At 69.2% G+C, this 18,492-nt stretch carries 14 protein-coding genes and 2 tRNA genes; 8 read left to right on the top strand and 8 right to left on the bottom strand.

Annotated elements, in window-relative coordinates:
• Positions 1 to 203 precede the first annotated feature (203 nt).
• The 5 genes from PQU96_RS11105 to PQU96_RS11125 all read left to right on the top strand — a co-directional run bounded on the left by PQU96_RS11105 (position 204) and on the right by PQU96_RS11125 (position 4,675).
• Positions 204 to 1,559: an aldehyde dehydrogenase family protein gene (locus PQU96_RS11105; protein WP_272772392.1), complete on the top strand. Its 1,356-nt coding sequence runs from the start codon at positions 204 to 206 to the stop codon at positions 1,557 to 1,559.
• An 81-nt stretch (positions 1,560 to 1,640) separates the two neighbouring features.
• Positions 1,641 to 2,273 carry an exopolysaccharide biosynthesis protein gene (locus tag PQU96_RS11110; protein ID WP_272772393.1) on the top strand — a complete coding sequence of 211 codons (633 nt, stop codon included), beginning with the start codon at positions 1,641 to 1,643 and terminating at the stop codon, positions 2,271 to 2,273.
• Between the two features lie 65 nt (positions 2,274 to 2,338).
• Positions 2,339 to 2,962 carry a glutathione S-transferase family protein gene (locus PQU96_RS11115; protein WP_272772394.1) on the top strand — a complete coding sequence of 208 codons (624 nt, stop codon included), beginning with the start codon at positions 2,339 to 2,341 and terminating at the stop codon, positions 2,960 to 2,962.
• A gap of 1 nt (position 2,963) precedes the next feature.
• Complete coding sequence (locus PQU96_RS11120) at positions 2,964 to 3,296, top strand: hypothetical protein (RefSeq protein ID WP_272772395.1); 333 nt, start codon at positions 2,964 to 2,966, stop codon at positions 3,294 to 3,296.
• Positions 3,293 to 4,675 (top strand): FAD-binding oxidoreductase, encoded by a 1,383-nt coding sequence (locus PQU96_RS11125; RefSeq protein ID WP_272772397.1) that lies wholly within the window; start codon positions 3,293 to 3,295, stop codon positions 4,673 to 4,675. Before PQU96_RS11120 ends, PQU96_RS11125 begins: the two co-directional genes overlap by 4 nt.
• 313 nt (positions 4,676 to 4,988) lie before the next feature.
• On the opposite strand, the gene PQU96_RS11130 is transcribed toward PQU96_RS11125, so the two are convergent.
• Together PQU96_RS11130 and PQU96_RS11135 are read right to left on the bottom strand one after the other, a co-directional pair.
• Positions 4,989 to 5,513: a response regulator transcription factor gene (locus PQU96_RS11130; protein WP_272772399.1), complete on the bottom strand. Its 525-nt coding sequence runs from the start codon at positions 5,511 to 5,513 to the stop codon at positions 4,989 to 4,991.
• The gene (locus tag PQU96_RS11135; RefSeq protein ID WP_272772400.1) at positions 5,510 to 6,754 is read right to left on the bottom strand and encodes an ATP-binding protein; all 1,245 of its coding nucleotides are present in this window, start codon (positions 6,752 to 6,754) and stop codon (positions 5,510 to 5,512) included. The genes PQU96_RS11130 and PQU96_RS11135 overlap by 4 nt, the downstream gene beginning before the upstream one ends.
• 132 nt (positions 6,755 to 6,886) lie before the next feature.
• Between PQU96_RS11135 and PQU96_RS11140 the strand changes: the two genes are divergently transcribed.
• Positions 6,887 to 6,971, top strand: a tRNA-Tyr gene (locus PQU96_RS11140).
• A 198-nt stretch (positions 6,972 to 7,169) separates the two neighbouring features.
• Here PQU96_RS11140 and PQU96_RS11145 read toward each other — a convergent pair.
• Positions 7,170 to 8,165 (bottom strand): isocitrate/isopropylmalate dehydrogenase family protein, encoded by a 996-nt coding sequence (locus tag PQU96_RS11145; protein ID WP_272772401.1) that lies wholly within the window; start codon positions 8,163 to 8,165, stop codon positions 7,170 to 7,172.
• Positions 8,166 to 8,409: 244 nt separating this feature from the next.
• On the opposite strand from PQU96_RS11145, the gene PQU96_RS11150 reads away from it, so the two are divergent.
• A complete protein-coding gene (locus PQU96_RS11150) occupies positions 8,410 to 9,189 on the top strand; it encodes a ferredoxin--NADP reductase (protein WP_272772402.1) in 780 nt (259 codons plus the stop codon).
• A gap of 378 nt (positions 9,190 to 9,567) precedes the next feature.
• Here the strand turns inward: PQU96_RS11150 and PQU96_RS11155 are convergent.
• From PQU96_RS11155 to recB, 5 genes are all read right to left on the bottom strand, one after another.
• A tRNA-Pro gene (locus PQU96_RS11155) sits at positions 9,568 to 9,644 on the bottom strand.
• Between the two features lie 85 nt (positions 9,645 to 9,729).
• Positions 9,730 to 10,509 carry a gamma-glutamyl-gamma-aminobutyrate hydrolase family protein gene (locus tag PQU96_RS11160; RefSeq protein WP_272772404.1) on the bottom strand — a complete coding sequence of 260 codons (780 nt, stop codon included), beginning with the start codon at positions 10,507 to 10,509 and terminating at the stop codon, positions 9,730 to 9,732.
• Between the two features lie 89 nt (positions 10,510 to 10,598).
• Positions 10,599 to 12,311 carry an exodeoxyribonuclease V subunit alpha gene (gene recD, locus PQU96_RS11165; RefSeq protein ID WP_272772405.1) on the bottom strand — a complete coding sequence of 571 codons (1,713 nt, stop codon included), beginning with the start codon at positions 12,309 to 12,311 and terminating at the stop codon, positions 10,599 to 10,601.
• Between the two features lie 75 nt (positions 12,312 to 12,386).
• On the bottom strand, positions 12,387 to 13,871 hold the full coding sequence (pap, locus tag PQU96_RS11170) for a polyphosphate:AMP phosphotransferase (RefSeq protein WP_272772406.1): 1,485 nt from the start codon (positions 13,869 to 13,871) through the stop codon (positions 12,387 to 12,389).
• A gap of 570 nt (positions 13,872 to 14,441) precedes the next feature.
• Complete coding sequence (gene recB, locus PQU96_RS11175) at positions 14,442 to 18,002, bottom strand: exodeoxyribonuclease V subunit beta (protein ID WP_272772407.1); 3,561 nt, start codon at positions 18,000 to 18,002, stop codon at positions 14,442 to 14,444.
• Between recB and PQU96_RS11180 the strand changes: the two genes are divergently transcribed.
• Complete coding sequence (locus tag PQU96_RS11180) at positions 18,001 to 18,435, top strand: hypothetical protein (RefSeq protein ID WP_272772408.1); 435 nt, start codon at positions 18,001 to 18,003, stop codon at positions 18,433 to 18,435. The two genes, recB and PQU96_RS11180, sit on opposite strands and share 2 nt — an antisense overlap.
• Positions 18,436 to 18,492 lie beyond the last annotated feature (57 nt).

Here is an 18,492-nt window from a genome sequence, read left to right on the forward strand (position 1 = left end):
GCTTCGGCATGCGTGTTTAAAGCCGGATAAACGCCGCTTCCTCAGCCGTTTTCGCCTTGTCTCGCGTGAGCGTGCTGGATCGTGAACACGTTCCAAGCCAACACAAGGTTGGCCGCAAGCGTTGCGGCCAACCTTGCCGCCTGCCGCGGCGGATGGATTTTTGCTACAGTGACCGTCTTTCCCCGTAGCCAAGCCGCCGCGTCATGACCGCCTTTACCAGCTGCAACCCCGCCTCCGGCGAGGTGGTGTACACCCGCCCCGCCCTGCCCGCCGATTCCCTGCCCCCGCAACTGGCCACGCTGCGCCGCGCGCAGCACGCGTGGTCGCACCTGGATACCGCCGAACGCGCCGAACGCCTGCTGCGGCTGGCCGACAGGCTGGCGGCCAGCCGTCATGCGCTGGCGGCCCTGGTGTCGCTGGAAGTGGGCAAGCTGGAGCGCGAATGCCTGGCCGAGATCGACAAGTCGGTACAGCTGATCCGCTACTACGCCGACCTGGCGCCGACGCTGCTGGCCAGCAAGGACATTGCCACCGGCGCCAGCAAGAGCGGCGTCGCCTTCGAGCCGCTGGGCATCGTGCTGGCGATCATGCCGTGGAACTACCCGGTGTGGCAGGTGCTGCGCTTCGCGGTGCCGGCGCTGATGTCCGGCAACGCCTGCCTCGTGAAACCGGCTCCGTCGGTGCCGCAGTGCAGCGCGCTGCTGCTGGACATCGTGCGCGCGGCCGGGCTGGACGTGCTGGACTTGGCGTGGATAGACCACGAAGCGGTGGATGACGCGATCCGCGGCTGCGACGCGGTCGCCTTCACCGGCTCCACCACCACCGGGCGCCAGATCGCGGCCATGGCCGGCCGCCACCTGAAGAAGACCGTGCTGGAGCTGGGCGGCAGCAACCCGTTCATCGTGCTGGCCGACGCCGATGTCGAGGCCGCCGCCAGCGAGGCCGCGCACTCGCGCTTTCGCGACGCCGGCCAGAGCTGCAACGCCGCCAAGCGCATGATCGTGGTGCCGGAGATCGCCGACGATTTTGTCGCCGCGTTTCTGGAGCACGTCCGCGCGCTGGTGCCCGGCCATCCGGCCGACGCCGCCACCACGCTGGCGCCGCTGACCCGCGCCGACCTGCGCGAGGCGCTGCACGCGCAGGTGCTGGACGCGCAGGGCCACGGCGCGCAGCTGCTGGCCGGCGGCATCATGCCGCACGGCGCCGGCTTCTATTACCCGGCCACGGTGCTGGACCACGTCAACAGCGCCTGCCGCATCTACCACGAGGAAGTGTTCGGCCCGGTGGCCAGCATCCTGCGTGCGGCCAACGTCGACGATGCCATCCGTCTGGCCAACGACACTCCGTTCGGCCTCGGCGCCACCCTCTTCAGCGCCGACACCGAACAGGCGTGGCGGCTGGGACGCGAGATCGAGGCCGGTGCGGTGTTCATCAACCGCTACACCAGCTCCGACCTGCGCCTGCCCTTCGGCGGCGTCAAGGCCTCCGGCTACGGCCGCGAACTGTCCGAGTTCGGCCTCTACGAATTCGTCAACGTGAAGACCTACTGGCAAAAATAAGGCGTGGGGCGGCCGCGGCCTGCAACAAATTCGCCATGCGCCGGTCGCATAGTGCTTGTTGCCTTCGTTTCGTGGACCGCCATGCTGCCTCACCGCTCCCGCCCTGCGCGCCAAGACCGCGCGCACGCCCCTCCTCCCCCGCTGTCGCACGCCACCCTCGGCGAGGCCGTCGGCCGCCACCCGCGCCAGCAGTTGCGCTGGCTGGGGCTGCTGGCGCTGCCGCTGCTGTTGCCGCTGACCGTGCCCGGCATGGCCACCAGCGTCGGCGCGCTGTGCCTGCTCTTGGCCGGCGGCCTGCTGCTGGCACGGCCGGTGGCGCTGCCGTCGTGGCTGGCGCAACGCCGCCTGCCGCCGGCGCTGGGCGAGCACCTGCAGCGGTTGCTGGCACACCTCAACCGGCACCTGCTGTCGCGCAGCCGGCCGCGGCTGTTGCGGCTCAGCTCGCCGCGCTACCGCTACCTCAATGGCGGCATGCTGGCGCTGGCCGGGCTGTCGATGATGGTGCCGGTGCCGGTGATCTCCTTCGACAATATGGTGCCAGCCGCCGCGGTGGTGCTGCTGGCGTGGGGGCTGCGCCTGCGCGATGGCGCGCTGCTGCTGGCCGGCTATGTCGCCACCGTGCTGGCGTGGGCCTATGTCGCGCTGCTGTGGTGGGCCGGCGCCGACATCCTGGCCTGGGGTTACCGCCTGCTGCGCGGCAGCTGGCTGGGTTAAGCCGCCACTTGCGCGTATCATCACAGGCTTGAGCGGGCCGCGCCCGCTTGGCACAGGAGCCCCCCATGAGCAGTCTCGTCCTCTACGGCAACCGTCTGTCCGGTCACAGCTACAAAGTGCGTCTGGCGCTGGTGCTGGGCAAGGTCGCGCATGAATACCGCAACGTCGCGCTGTCCACCCCGCGCGCCGAGCGCCCGGCCGACTTCCGCGCCGCCAGCCGCTGGGACGAGGTGCCGGCGCTGGTGGTCGACGGCGTGGCGATGGTGCAGTCCAACGCCATCCTGCAGTGGCTGGCGGAAAGCCAGGGCGTGCTCGCCGGCCAGCCCGGCGAGCGCCAGACGCTGCGCGAGTGGCTGAGCTGGGAGAGCAACCGCATCGGCCTGTCGCTGCCCAATCTGCGCTACGCGCGCGGCTTCGCGCCGCAGCCGGCAGAGGTCGAAGCCTGGCTGGAACAGCGTTGCCGCGCCGACCTGGACGTGCTGGACGCGCAGCTGGCGACGCAGGACTACCTGCTCGCCGGCGGCCTGTCGGTCGCCGACCTGTCGGCCAGCGCCTACCTGTGGTGGGCCGCCGACGCCGGCATCGACCTGCAAGCCTGGCCGCACATCGCCGCCTGGCTGACACGCATCGCCGCCCGGCCCGGCTGGGAGCATCCGGACGCGCTGATGGCGCCGGAGCGCGGACACTGACATGAGCGCGCCGCAGCGCATCTGGCTGGCCCGCGCCGCACCGGCCAAACCGGCCGTCGGCGCCGCCTGCAACGGCTGCGGCGTGTGCTGCGCGGCCGCGCCCTGCCCGCTGTCGACCCTGCTGCTGCGCCACCGTGACGGCGCCTGCCCGGCACTGCAGTGGCAGGCTGCGGCCGCGCGCTACCGCTGCGGCCTGCTCGCCGCCCCCACCCACTACCTGCGCTGGCTGCCCGCCGTCGCCGTGCCGCTGTTCGCGCTCTTGGCGCGACGCTATCTGGCCATCGGCGCCGGCTGCGACTCCGACACCAGCGCCGAACCGGAAACCACCCCATGACCGATCTGCTTGCGTCGTTGGCCGCCATTGTCGGCGCCGCCAACCTGCTGACCACGCCGCACGACATCGCGCCCTTCATTACCGACTACCGCGGCCGCTACCACGGCACGCCGCTGGCGGTGGCCTTGCCGGGCAACCGCGAGGAAGTGGCGGCGCTGGTGCGGCTGTGTGCGGCGGAAAACATCGCCATCGTGCCGCAAGGCGGCAACACCTCCACCTGCGGCGCGGCGACGCCGGACGGCAGCGGCCGGCAACTGGTCATCGCGCTGCGGCGGCTGAACCGCATCCGCGCCGTCGATGCGGCCAATCAGACCCTCACCGTCGAGGCCGGCTGCACGCTGGCGGCGGTGCAGGCGGCGGCGGCCGGCGCCGGGCTGCTGTTCCCGCTGTCGCTGGCCAGCGAAGGCAGCTGCCAGATCGGCGGCAACCTGTCCACCAACGCCGGCGGCCTCGCCGTGCTGCGCTTCGGCACCATGCGCGAGCTGACGCTGGGGCTGGAGGTGGTGCTGCCGGACGGGCAGTTGCTGGACACGCTGACCGCGCTGCGCAAGGACACCAGCGGCCTGGACGTGAAGCAGCTGTTCATCGGCGCCGAAGGCCAGCTTGGGCTGATCACCGCCGCCACGCTGAAGCTGTTCCCGCAGCCCACCGCACACGCCACCGCGCTGCTCGGTGTCGCCGGCGCCGACGAGGCCATCGCCACCCTCAACGCGCTGCAGGCGGCGTTCGGCGACCGGCTGACCAGCTTCGAGATGATGTCCGAGGTGTGCCAGCAGCTGGTCGACAAGTACCAGCCGGGCGCGCTGCCGTTCCGGGCGCCGTGGGCGCTGCTGGTCGAGCTGTCCGACAGCGGCGACAACACCAGCCTGCAGGAGCGGCTGCTGCAGTGGCTGGCCGCGCGCGGCCTCGGCGACGGCGTGCTGGCACAGAACGACAGCGAACGCGAACGGCTGTGGCAGCTGCGCGAACAGATGTCGGAGCTGCAAAAGCGCGACGGCCCCAGCATCAAGCACGACATCGGCGTGCCGACCTCGGCGATCCCGGCCTTCCTGCGCGCCTGCGGCGCGGCGCTGCAGGCCGCCTTCCCCGGCGTGCGCATCGTCGCTTTCGGCCACGCCGGAGACGGCAACCTGCACTACAACATCAGCTACACCCGCCCCGGCAATGCCGAGCTGTTTGCCGACGAGGACGCGGTCAACGCCATCGTCTACGAACAGGTCCACCGCCTGCGCGGCACCCTGGCGGCCGAGCACGGCGTTGGCCAGCTCAAGGGCCACTGGCTGCAGCGCTACAAGGACCCGGCGGCGCTGGCGGTGATGCGCGCGGTGAAACAGGCGCTCGATCCGCAAGGCATCATGAACCCGGGCAAGTGGCTGTAAGCATGGCCACGTCCCCAAAACCATGCGGCCAACCTTGTCTCAAGCTTGGCCGCATTGTCGTATCCGAAGCCGGCCGGCAAAAACGGCAGGCAAAAAAAATCCCCTGAGGGTCTCCACAGGGGCCAACACGAGGAAGAAACACCACACCGGCACAAGGCCGACGGATGCTTCGAGGGGCTAACACCACAAAAACCTTTCGGCTTGAGTGCAGCGCACAATCTAAGGCAATTACTCTAATTTGTCCACTGCTTTATCAGTGACTTAGCGCCGCACGCGGCGTTCGCGGCCGACCAGTGACCTGGCGCCCGTCGGCTCAATCACGCACCGGACGCTTGGCCAGCATGCGCTGCACGCTGCGCCGGTGCATGTTCAGCGCGCGGGCAGTGGCGGAGACGTTGCCGTCGTGCTCGGCCAGCACCCGCTGCAGGTGCTCCCAGCTGACGCGCTTCAGCGACATCGGCGCGGCGGGCAGCGCACACTCCGGGTTGGGCGCCGGCGCGCCGAGCGCGGCCAGGATCTCGTCGGCGCCGGCCGGCTTGGCCAGGTAGTTGACCGCGCCCAGCTTCACCGCCTCCACCGCGGTGGCGATGCTGGCGTAGCCGGTCAGCACCAGCAGCCGCGCCTGTGGCGCCACGGCCAGGAGTTGCGGCAGCAGGCGCAGGCCGCTGTCGCCGCCGAGATTGAGATCGAGGATGATCGCCTGCGGCGTACGGGCCGCCTCCTGCAGCGCGGCGGCAACGTTGGCCGTATGGCGTACCGCATGGCCGCGGCGCTGCAGGCTGCGCGCCAGCATCGCGGCGAAGGCCGCGTCGTCTTCCACCAGCAGGATGTCCATCATGCGTCGCCCTCCAGCGGCAGCCGCAGCGTGGCGCACACGCCGCCGGCGGCATCGTTTTCCAGTCGCAACTCGCCGCCCAGGTGCGACAGTGTCACGTGCGACAGCATCACGCCGAGGCCGAGGCCGGCCGGCTTGTCGCTGTCCAGCGGCGCCAGCCCGGCCCGCGCCAGCTGCTCGGCGCTGAGGCGGCCGCGCCGGTTGCGGATGCGCAGTTGCAGCTGGCCGGTGACGATGGCGGCGTCCAGCTCCACCTCGCCGCCACCGGCCTCCGCCGCGTTGTTGAGCAGATTGAACAGTGCCGGCCAGAAACGCGGGTCAGGCGCCATCGGCGGCCCGCCGTGCAGCAGGCCGTCACGCTGCAGCCGCACCCCCGGCCGCGTCGCCTGCCAGCCCTGCAGCTGCTGCGCCAATGCGTCGCCGATCGGCTGCGGCGACGGCCGGCTTTCGGCGCCGGCCTTGAGCTGCACCAGCGCCTCGCGGCACAGCGCCAGCTGCTGCCGCATCAGCTGCAGATCGGACTGCAACGCGGCATCGTCGGTCGTGCCGGCGCACAGCTCGTCGCACAGCAGGGTCAGCGTGTTGAGCGGCGTCGACAGGCTGTGCGCGGTGCCTGCCGCCTGCACTCCCAGCGCCACCAGCTGCTCGTCGCGCAGCTGCGCCTCGCGCGCCTGTGCCAGCGCCGCCTCGCGCTGCGCCAGCTGTCGCGCCAGCGAAGACACGAAGCCGGTCAGCAGCAGCACCGACATCGCAAAGGTCAGCCACATGCCGACCAGATGCAGGCGGAAGGCGTAGGCGGCATCGTCGCCGGCCAGCGGCCACGGCAGGTGCCAGCCAAACAGCAGCGCGTAGCCGCCCAGGCTCGACAGTGCCAGCAGCCAGGCCTGGCGCGGCGGCAGCAACAACGCCGCCAGCAGCACCGGCGGCAGGTACAGCGAAGCCAGCGGATTGGCGGCGCCGCCGCTGAAGGCCAGCACCTCGGAGAGCACCAGCACGTCGCTGAACAGGCCCAGCGCCAGTTGCCGCCGTGGCGACAGTGGCCAGCGCCACATGGCGAGATTGAGCAGCGCCAGCGTCGCCAGCGCCTGCAATAGCAGCAGCCACGGCAACTGCAGCGCCAGCGCGGCGCCCAGCCCCAGTGCCAGCAGCGCCGCGAGCAGCATCAGCCAGCGCAAACGCCGCACCGCCTGCGCCACCGGGCCAAGGTTGGCCGCAAACAGTGCCGGAAAAGTGGAAGTCATCATGGCGGCTACTTTAGCATCGCCAGCGGCGGCCACGGCAGGCTGCGACCATTTGTCGCAGCCTGCCGCCGCACATTTTTCCGGCCACAGGCTTGACAGCCTTGCAACGGGCGGCTATCATGCGCCGCTCTTGTAGGGGGGATTCCCGAGCGGTCAAAGGGATCAGACTGTAAATCTGACGGCTCAGCCTTCGAAGGTTCGAATCCTTCTCCCCCCACCACAAGACTCATCAAAGCCCTGCGCAACCGCGTCAGGGCTTTTTTGTTTGCGCGCCCGTCGCGGATCCGGGCATAAAAAAGGCCGCCCGCTGTTGCGGACGGCCAGTTCCAGTTCGCTTGGCGAAGACGCCTCTCCGCCACTTCTGACTATAGCCAATGCGCGGCGACAGCGATATGCGGCATCTTGTCGCAGGCCGCGCTCAATCCAGCCGCGCCAGCACCGCATCGCAAAATGCCGCCGTAGTGGCCTCCCCGCCGAGATCGGGGGTGGCAATGCCATCGGCCAGGGTGCGCCGCACCGCCTGCTCCAGGCGTGCGGCCAACGTTGGCTGCGCCCACCAGTGGCGCAGCAGCAGCGCCAGCGACAACAAACTGGCCACCGGGTTGGCGATACCACGGCCGGCGATGTCCGGCGCCGAGCCATGCACCGGCTCGGCGATGGCCGCCTCGCTACCTAGGTTCAGCGACGCCGCCACCCCCAGCCCGCCGCCGAACGCCGCCGCCAGATCGGACAGGATATCGCCGTACAGATTGGGCGCCAGCAGCACGTCGAAACCCTGCGGCGCCTGCGCCAGCTTCAGCGCGGCGGTGTCGACCAGCAGCTCGTCCACCGCGATCTGCGGATAATCCGCCGCCACATCGCGCGCCGCATCGCGGAACAGGCCGTCGGTGAGCGGCATGATGTTGGCCTTGTGCATGATGGTCACGCGGTGGCGGCCGCCATCCTGCGCCAGGCGGAACGCGGTCTCGGCGACGCGGCGCGAGGCGACACGGGTGATGCGCTTGATCGCGGTGGCGGTGTCGCCGTCGGACTGCTCCTCGCCGACGTACAGGTCTTCGGTGTTCTCGCGCACGATCATGAGGTCGATGCCCTCGGCCGCGCCACAGCCGGGCAGGCTCAGGGTTGGCCGCATATTGGCGTGGCAGCCCAGCTCGCGCCGCAGCTGCACGATGGGCGAGCGGTAGCCGGCCACCGGATACGCCGGCGAGCTGACCGCGCCGAACAGCACCGCACCGCACTCGCGCGCCGCCGCCAGCGTCGCCGCCGGCAACGCCGTGCCCTGCTGGCGGAAAGTGTCCCAGCCGGCCTCGGCCTCGACGATCTGCAAAGCCGGCAGCAGCCGGCGCAATACCCGTACCGCCTGCGGCACCACCTCGCGACCGATGCCGTCGCCGCTGATTACGCACAGTTTCATGTCCAGATCTCTCCCGCGTGTTGTTGCATGGCAACATATCGCGCCGCAGCCGGCAGGGCAAGCGAGGCCGCCGTCAGCGCCGGCCAGCCCGCCACGGCGGGCCATTCGAGAACGGCTATCATTCTATCCCCTGATATAAATCAAAAAAGCAATAAAGACAGAACCTTTACATCCAAGCAGTTATTTGGAAGTCGGGTTAGAATACGCGCTTGTTGAATTTGCCCGTTTGATAAAGACGACACTCATGGCTACTCTTTCCTCCGAAACCGTCCTGTCCGTCCATCACTGGAACGACACCCTGTTCAGCTTCACCTGCACCCGCGACCCGGGTCTGCGTTTCATCAACGGCCAGTTCGTGATGATCGGTCTGGAAGTGAACGGCAAACCGCTGATCCGTGCCTACTCGGTGGCCAGCGCCAACTGGGAAGAGCACCTTGAGTTCTACTCGATCAAGGTGCCGAACGGCCCGCTGACCTCGCGCCTGCAGAACATCCAGCCGGGCGACAAGGTGGTGATCTCCGGCAAGCCGACCGGCACCCTGGTGCAGGACAACCTGCTGCCGGACGCCAAGAACCTGTACCTGCTGTCCACCGGCACCGGCCTCGCCCCGTTCATGTCCATCATCAAGGACCCGGACGTGTACGACCGCTACGAGAAGATCGTGCTGATCCACGGCGTACGCTGGGTCAGCGAGCTGGGCTATCAGGACTACATCACCAAGGAACTGGCCGAGCACGAGTTCCTGGGCGAGATGATCCGCGAGAAGCTGATCTACTACCCGACCGTGACGCGCGAGCCGTTCCGCAACCAGGGCCGCCTGACCGACCTGATCCTGAACGGCAAGCTGGCTGCCGACATCGGCCTGCCGCAGCTGAACCCGCAGACCGACCGCGCGCTGCTGTGCGGCAGCCCGGCCATGCTGGAAGACACCTGCAAGCTGCTGGACAGCCTCGGCTTCGTCGAGTCGCCACGCATGGGCGAACCCGGCCACTACGCGATCGAACGCGCCTTCGTCGAGAAGTAATACCGGCCCTGCCGCTTGCGGCCAGCCTGACAAACACCCCGCCGCGTGCGGGGTGTTTTGCTTTTGGCGCCAGCCGCCGCACGGGTGAACGTGTCGGGCATGGCGTGCCGACTGTGGATAACTTGCAGCGCAGGCCGGTCGTTGTGGATAAGCTGGCGCAGGCGGCAATACCGCCACGGTACGGCCTGAGGGGCACGGCTAAACGGCAGCACGATGAGAAAGTTCTGACAGCGACGGGGACGATAGTGGCGTGACGCAGCATGAGCGGCGCCGGCGCGCGGCAAGGCGGCGCGGAAACGACAACGGCCCGCCAGATTGTTCTGGCGGGCCGCAGAATACGCAAAAGCCAGTTATCACGAGGATAACTGGCTTTCATGTTGGTCGGAGTACAAGGATTCGAACCTTGGACCTCCTGCTCCCAAAGCAGGCGCACTACCGGGCTGTGCTACACTCCGTCACTTCCGAAGAAGTGGAGCGAATTATATGTAACGTTCCCCACCCTGTCAAGCCATTCCTCAAGAAAAAATGTGACCGCACCGTTCAGCGCCGCGAGCGCTCGCGAGCGCGCAACAGGAAGCGGTCCAGCACCGGGGTGCAGTCGAGCAGGTGCGCGGCGCCGGGCGGGTGGAATTCCGGGTGCCACTGCAGGCCGCAGACGAAGTTGTCGTCGTCCAGCCGTACCGCCTCGATCAGGCCGTCGTCGCTGGCGCGAGCCTCCACCAGCAGGCCACGCCCCAGCGCGCGGATCGCCTGGTGGTGGATGGAGATCACCTGCTTGCCCGCCTGCCCGCCGAGCAGGTCGGCAAGCTGCGACGCCGGCGTCAGCACGATGTCGTGGGCGTGGCTGTCGTAGTCGCTGTGCTGGTGGTGCGTCACGCCCAGCTGGCTGGGGATGTCCTGGTACAGCGTGCCGCCGAGCGCGACGTTGATCAGCTGCGCGCCGCGGCAGATGCCCAGCACCGGCTTGCCGGCCTCGACGAACTCGTGGAACAGCTCCATCTCGTAGGCGTCGCGCACCGCGTCGCCGTGCCAGTCCTCGTGCAGCGGCTCCTCGCCGTAGCTGCGCGGGCTGAGATCGGCGCCGCCCTGCAGCACCAAGCCGTCCAGGTAGCGCGCGTAATCGGCCAGCCGGATGCTGCTGCGGTTGATCATGCCGTCGCCGAGCACGGTGGGGATCATCAGCACCATCACGTCGCGCGACATCACCCAGTGCGCCACCGACTGCTCCAGGTATTGCAGGGTTTTCGACTGCAGCCCGTCGGCACCGGGCTGCGGGTGGTAGATGCGGGCGGAAAGCCCGATTTTCAGTGGTGTCGTCATGCGGCCAACCTTTCACGCTCAGGATGCTGGCGGCCCGTCCGTCAGCCTGTCACAGACAGACGCCGCCGGCAGGCGATTGGTTCACCCGTTCATGGCTGCGGCCACAGCCGTTCGGCGAGGCCGGATTGCCGCGGCGGCGCGTTGAGTACGCCGGCCTCCAGCACCGCCGGGTTGCCGGCCAGCACAAACACGTCGCGGGCGCGGGTAATCGCGGTATAGACCAGCGCGCGGGTCAGCACCGCGCTTGGCGCCGCCGGCAGCGCCAGCCACACGCTGGCAAACTCCGAGCCCTGCGACTTGTGCACCGTCATCGCGTACACGGTGTCGTGCTCCGGCAGCCGCGCCGGCGCCACCTCGCGCCAGCCGCCGTCGGTGGTGGGGAACACCACCCGCAAGCGCCCTTCCCGCATCACGGTGAGGCCGATGTCGCCGTTGAACAGGCCGATGCCGTAGTCGTTGCGCGTCACCATCACCGGGCGGCCGGCGTACCAGTCGCTGCCGGCGGCCTTGCGGCCCAGCCTTTCCAGCTCGGCCTCGATCTGCGCGTTGATGGCCGCCACCGTGTGCCGCTCCGCAGCCAGCAACATGAAGCGGTTGAAGGCGGCAAACAGCGGCACCCAGTCTTCTGCTCCCTCGTCCAGCTGTGCCAGCGCCTGCCAGTAGTCGGCGCGCTGCGCCAGCAGGCCGGCGGCGTCGGGCAGCGCCGCTTGCAGCCGGATGTCGGCCTGCTCCTGCGCCAGCAGCGCGTGCACCTCGTCCAGCGCTGCGGCATTGACCGCGCGCGCCAGGCGGCCGATGCCGGAGTCGGCGCCAAAGCGGTGGCTTTTCTGCAGCACCACCACGCTGTCGGCGAGGATGGCACTGTCGTCGATCACGCCGGGCAGGCTGACGCCGGCGGCAAGCAGGCCTTGCGCCGTGTCGCTGCGCCACGCCTGCCGGCTGCAGATGTCGCCCAGCACCGCGCCGGCCTCCACCGACGCCAGCTGGTCGCGGTCGCCCAGCAGGATCAGCCGCGCGTGCGAGGGCAGCGCCGCCACCGTCTGCGCCATCAGCGTGAGGTCCACCATCGACGCCTCGTCCACCACCAGCACGTCCAGCGGCAAAGGGTTGGCCGCATGCTGGCGCGGCCGCGCGGTGCCCGGGACCAGCCCGAGCAGGCGGTGCAGCGTCTGCGCCTTGTCCGGCAGCTGCGCGCGCACCGCGTCAGCTACCGGCAGCGCCTCGCGCGCGGCACGCACCGATTCGGTCAGCCGCGCCGCCGCCTTGCCGGTCGGCGCCGCCATCGCCATCACCAGCGGCCGTGGCGACAACGCCGCCAGCGCCGCCAGCAGCCGCACCACGGTGGTGGTCTTGCCGGTGCCGGGGCCGCCGGAGATCACCATGAAGCGGCGCTCGGTGGCCAGCCGCGCGGCCAACCTTTGCCAGTCGCCGGCAGCGGTGGCCCCGAACAGCGCGTCCAGCACCGGCTCGATAGCGCCGCCCAACGGCTGCGGGTCGCGCGCCAGCCGCGTCAGCGCCGCCACCAGCTGCGTCTCGTCCTGCCAGTGGCGCGCGAGATACAGCCGCCCACCCTCGTCCAGCACCAGCGGCGTGTAGTCGCCGGCGCGCCCGGCCAGCGGGCTGCGCCGCAGCCGTGCGTAGTCGTCGCCGGACAGGCCGGACAGGCACACGTGGCCGCCGGCCACCGCCGCCAGCAGCCGCTGCAGCAAGGGCTGCAGCGCCGGGCCGTGCTCGGGGTCCAGCCGCGCGAACAGGCGGGCGAGCTGGTCGGGAAGAAAGCTGTCGCTGACGGTGGCAGTCATGGGCAAACCTGGTAAAAGACGTTACCCGCCGCAGCGGGTAACCGGAATGGACGATCACGATAACGCAACTGGCGCTCAGGCGCCGAGCTTGGCCTCCAGCGCCTCGCAGATGGTGGTCAGGATCTTGATGCGCGCGTAGTACTTGTTGTTGGCCGGCACCAGCGTCCACGGCACGGCGCTGGTGCTGGTGCGGTCGATCATGTCGCACACCGCCACCTTGTAGTCGTCCCACTTGTCGCGGTTGCGCCAGTCTTCCTCGGTGATCTTGAAGCGCTTGAAGCCGGTTTCCTCGCGCGACTTGAAGCGCGTCAGCTGCTCATCGGCGCTGATCGCCAGCCAGAACTTCAGCACGATGGCGTTGTTGTCGCGCAGCTGGTGCTCGAAGTCGTTGATCTCGTAGTAGCCGCGCATCCAGTCGGCGGTGCTGGCGAAGCCCTCCACCCGTTCCACCAGCACGCGGCCGTACCAGCTGCGGTCGAAGATGGTGACCTTGCCCTTGCCCGGCACATGGCGCCAGAAGCGCCACAGCCACGGCTGCGCGCGTTCCTCCTCGGTCGGCGCCGCCACCGGCACGATGCGGTAACGCCGTGCGTCCAGCGCCTGGGTGATGCGGCGGATGGCGCCGCCCTTGCCGGCGGCGTCGTTGCCCTCGAACGCCAGCACCAGCGAATGCTCGGCGAACTTCGGATGCCGCGTCAGCCCGTTCAGCCGCCCCTGCAGCGCCTCCAGCTGCCGCTGGTAGTCGCCCTTGGACAGCGTCTGGTCCAGCTGCAGCGATTCCAGCAGCAGCTTGTTGTCCGCCGGCGGCGTGATCGCCGCCACGTCGGAGCGTGCCTGCCACGCGTGATCCAGCGCCAACCGCTGCTGCAGCGCCTGCAGCAGTGCGCGGCCGACGGTCAGGCTGCGGTAGTTGGCGTCCTCGCCGTCCACCACCAGCCACGGCGCGTAGGCGGTATTGGTCAGCCGCATCATGTGCTCGGCGTTGTCGCGGATGCGCTTGTACTGCTGGTGGTGCTGCCAGTCGGCCTGGCTGACGCGCCAGGCCGTAGCCGGGTCCTTCTCCAGCGTCTTCAGCCGCTTCTTCTGCTTGTCCTCGGTCAGGTGCAGCCAGAACTTCAGCACCAGCACGCCGTCGTTGGCCAGCATGCGCTCGAAGCGCAGGATGTCGAACAGCTGCTTGTCGAAGGCGTCGCGGTTGCTCTTGCCGTCGACGCGGTCGAACAGTGCATCGGAGTAGTAGGAGCCGAAGAACATGCCGATGCGGCCCTTGGCCGGCAGCTCGCGCCAGTAACGCCACATCCACGGCCGCTCGCGCGCGTCGTCATTGGGCTTGTCGAAGGCGGCGGTGTGGATCAGGCGCGGGTCCAGCCACTCGTTGATCTGGCTCAGCGTCTCGCCACGGCCGGCGCCGTCCATGCCGTGCAGCAGCAGCAGGAGCGGGAATTCGCCGCGCTGCTTCAGCTCGTACTGCACGTCCAGCAACGCCTCGCGCAGCGCGGCCTCCTCGGCCTTGTAGGTACTCTTGTCGATGACGTGGCCGATCTCGGCGGATTCAAACATGGGGCAATCCTTTGCAAGGTTGGCCGCAAGCGGCACAGGTAGCGATGCTCGATGACATGATTGTAACGTCAATGCCATCGGTACGGAGACGGCCATTGCAGCACGGATCGGCCGGCGCGATCGCGACCAGGATCAAGGCTTGGGCTCGTCATGGCGGAGCCACACCTCGGACGAACACAAGACTGGCACGGTAATCAGTTTTGCTTTCTGACCACGGAAAGACACGGACAAAACCCGATCCCCCGCAACAGCCAGAGCCACACCGACGTGCCCATTCCCGTTGGCGCAAGCCGTGCAAACTGCCGCCAGCCCGGAAACAAGCCGCCCTCTTTTGAGCGCAGCGGATGGGCGGCGCCGGGACGGCAGCGGTTTGCACGGGAATTCTTGTGCCGTCGGGTCGCCTTTTCTTTGCTTACCTCAAAAACAAGGTTGGCCGCAAACCCCGTCACGGCTTGCGGCCAACCCTTCATGCAATCGCGGTAAACGTTGGGCTTCGCAAGCTCAGCGCCAACCTACCTGCCCTGCTTCCTTCGCCACCGGTGCGTCGCCCGGCAAGCCGGGTGACGCACCCTACGCCGGCGCTGCCGCCCGGAACACCCCGTCCAGCGCATCCAGCAGCGCGTCCGACGGCGCATCGCGCCACACGCCATAGCCCGCGTCGCTGATGCCGCGCAAATACAAATAATGCACGCCGCCCAGCTTCAGCTGCGGCGCGCGCTGGGCGATATAGCGGCGCAGCGCCACGCAGTAGATCAGGTATTGCAGGTAGTAGTGCTCGCGCGCCACCGACGCCGCCAGCGCGTCGTCGCCGTAGCAGGCAAAGCCGTCGCCAAGGTGGTTGGACTTGTAGTCCACCAGCCACAGCGCGTCGCCGTGGATAAAGGCGAGGTCGATGAAGCCTTTCAGATAACCCTGCACGCGGTCGAAGGTCAGCGTCGCCGCCGCCTCGCGCAGCGGTGCGGCGAGGCCCAGCGCCGGGTCGGTCAGGATGCGTTTGAGCGCCGGCAGGCTCAGGCCGTCGGCCGGCAGCGTGAACTCCATCTCGACCAGCCGCCGCGCATTCGGCACCGCCGCCAGGCGCACGCCGGGCGCGATCTCGCAGTGCAGGGTGTCGTGCAGCATCGCCAGCGCCGCGTCCTGCCACTGCGCATCGAAACCGTGCTTGTGCAGCGCCTCCTGCACCACCTGCGGCCAACCTTCCGGCCGGGTGAAATCGGCGCGCTCGAACATCTCGTGCAGGCAGGTGCCGGCACGCGCCCCGCGCGGAAAGCTGAAACGGTTGGCAGCCACCACCGCGTCCGGCTCTTGCAGCGGGCCGTGGTCGTGATCCGGCGCCTCGCTGCGCGGACTGGCGCCGCCGTGCAGGTGGCGCGTCAGGCCGGTAAAGCTGCTGACCCGCCACGGCGTGTACAGCGAGCGGTGGACGCCGGCCAGCTGCGGCACGAAGTCCGGCGCCGCTTCCGGCGGCAGCGCGTTGAGCGCGACGTCCACCTCGCGGCAGCGCACCGCGTCTGGCAGCCGCGCCGCCAGATCGGCCACGTCGTCCGCCAGCTGCGACGCCAGCAGCTCGCCCGCCTCCAGCTGCGCCAGGTTGGCCGCGGCGCGGCCGTGCAGCAGCCACGACAGCGCGGCGGTGTGCATCTTCTGCACATGGCCCCACACCACGTACTGGCGGTGCTCGGCGCGGGTCAGCGCCACGTACAGCAGGCGCAGCTTCTCGGCCAGGATCTCGCTGCGCGCCGCGTCGCGCGCGCTGGCGCTGACCAGATCGTCCGGCGCCAGCCACGATTCGTCGCCGTCGCGGTAACGCCAGAAGGTGGTGTCGCGCCGCTCCAGCGCGCCGTCCCACAGGAAGGGGCAGAACACCAGCGGGTACTGCAAGCCTTTCGCGGTGTGGATGGTGACGATCTTGACCAGCTCGGCGTCGCTTTCCAGCCGCAGCAGCGCCTCTTCCGCCGCCGGCGGGCTGGCCACCTGCGCCTCGAACCACGCCAAGAGCGGCGCGATGCCGGCCGTGTGCTCGCTCTGCTGCTGGATCAGCTCGGCCAGGTGGCCGAGGTTGGTCAGCCGCCGCTCGCCGTCCGGCTGCGGCAACAGCCGCACCGCCACCGCCTGCCGCGCGAAAAACGCCCGCCACGCCGCCATGAAGCCGCGCTGCTGCCACGCCTTGTGATCGTCAAGGTTGGCCGCAAGCTGCGCTTCCCACGCCGTCTCGTCTTCCAGCAAGGCCAGCAGCCGCGCGGCGTCGAGGCCGAACAGCTCGGTGGCGCACAGCGCCTTCAGCCGCCCTTCCGACGCCGGCTCCGCCCACGCGCGCAGCAGCGCCAGCAGCTCGCCCGCCTCGCGGCTGGCGAACACGCTCTCCTGCGTCAGCGCCACCGACGGCACGCCGCGCGCCGCCAGCGCCTCGCGCACCGCGTCGCCCTGGCGGTGGGTGGCCACCAGCACCGCGATGTCGCCGCCGGCCAGCGGCCGCACGCTGTCACCCTTGCGCAGCCGTGCCTGATCGGCCCGCGCCAGCGCCAGCAGGCGCGCGATCTCGTGCGCGCAGGCGTCGGCGGCGTAAGGCGTGGCCTCGGTCTTCGACACGCCCTTGGCGCTGTCGCTGGCCGGGAAGGTCAGCAGGTTGAAGGCGGCGTCGCCGTCGTCCACTTCCAGCACGCTGCCGCCGGCCGGCGCCGCGTCCACCGGCGGGTAGGCTATGCCGTCCAGCAAAAACGGCTGTGGCCGGTCGAACAGCGCGTTCACCGCCGCCACCAGCGGCGGCTGCGAGCGGCGGTTGGTCAGCAACGTGTACTGGCGCTCGGCGGGCGCGTCGTTGCGCGCGGTGAGGTAGGCGAAGATGTCGGCACCGCGAAAGCTATAGATCGCCTGTTTCGGATCGCCCACCATGAACACCGGCCGCTGCTGCTGCACGAAGGCGTGGCGGAAGATGCGGTACTGCAGCGGATCGGTGTCCTGGAACTCGTCGATCAGCGCCACCGAGAAATCCGCGGCGATGCGTGCGGCCAACCTTGGGCCGTGCTCGGCGTCCTCCAGCGCGGCGGCCAGGTCAGTGAGCAGGTCGTCGAAGCCGCGGCTGCGCGTGGCGCGGCGCTGCGCCACCGCGTGGCGGTTGATCCAGGCGATCATCTGCAGCTTCAGCCCGGCCAGTTGCTGCGCAAGCGCGACGCTGTACTTGGCCCACGCCGCCAGCCACGTTTCCACCAGACCGAACAGCGCGTGTTCGGGCGGGATGGCGCCCTTGTTGCAGCCCTTGGCCAGCGCCACCGGCGTCAGCCGCTGCAGGTCCTTTTCCTGCGCCGACGACAGCTGCGGCAGGCCGGCATCCGCTGCCAGCAACTGCAGCAATTTCACATAGCGCTGGCGCTGTTCCGGCTTGTAGCTGGTGCGGCTCAGCCCTTCGGCCGCCAGCAGCAGCGCACAGCCCTCCTCGATGGTGGCGGCATCGGCCTGCAGCGGCTGCCACGCCGCCGCCACCGCCGCGCGCGCGTCCAGCAGCGCGGCGCTGTCGATGTCGGGGTGGCGCAGGTAGGGCTTGGACAGGTACGGGCGGATCTCGGCCAGCCAGCCTTCCGGCGTGTCGCCGTTCTCGGCCAGCACCTGCGCCAGCGCCGGCAGCGCCACGATGTGACGGCGCCAGAAGTCGTCGGCCAGCTGCTGCAAGTCGGCCAGGTTGTCGCTGGCCAGCTCGGCGGCAAAGGTCTGGCCGCTGTCAAACGCCGCATCGGTCAGCACGCGCTGGCAGAAGCCGTGAATGGTGTAGATCGCCGCCGCGTCGAAGCCGTTGATCGCGGTACGCAGCCGCTCCCGCGCCATCGCACCGTCCTGCGCCGCCAGCCGTGCCGCCAGCGCCGTCAGGAAGTCATCCCCTACCGCCTCGCCATCCATCACCCGCGCGAGCTCCGCCAGCCGCCGGCGCAGGCGGTCGCGCAACTCGGCGGTCGCGGCCTTGGTGTAGGTGACCACCAAGAGCTTGTCCAGCGTCGGCGGCGGGTTGCCGTCGGCGTCGTGCTCCAGCAGCAGGCGGGTATACAGCGCGGCGATGGTCCAGGTCTTGCCGGTCCCGGCCGAGGCTTCGATCAGGTTGGTGCCGGCGAGCGGGCAGTTCAGGGGGTCGAGGGGGTGCATGTCTGTTGTCTACCGTTTTGCTATCCGCTGCGCGGGTGTTTTCTGGCTGCTGCCTGGTGCGCCGACTGCGCACCATGACGACAACGTTTACCGCAAATTAATGACCAAGGTTGGCCGCAAGCCGCGTCAGGTTTTGCGGCCGACCTTGCTCTGTCTGGTGTATCCGCTGCGCGGATGTTTTTTATCTGCCGCTTTCCGCGCGACGGCGGGGTACTTTCTTTTGCTTCGCCAAAAGAAAGTACCCAAAGAAAAGGCGACCCGAAGGCGCAAGAATTCCCGTGAAAACCGACGTCATCCCGGCGCCGCCCATCCGCTGCGCTTAAAAGAGGGCGGCTTGTTTCCGGGATGGCGCCAGTTTTCACGGCTTGCACCAACGGGATCGGGCGCGTCGGGCTGGTTCTGGCTGACGACATTGCTTGCTCGATTATCGTAGATCGGGTTAGCGCAGCCATCGAGGTGCGTTACCCTGCCGGTGACGCACCCTACACTT

Source organism: Vogesella margarita (genome assembly GCF_028548475.1).
In the GTDB taxonomy this organism is placed as follows: Bacteria; Pseudomonadota; Gammaproteobacteria; order Burkholderiales; family Chromobacteriaceae; genus Vogesella; species Vogesella margarita.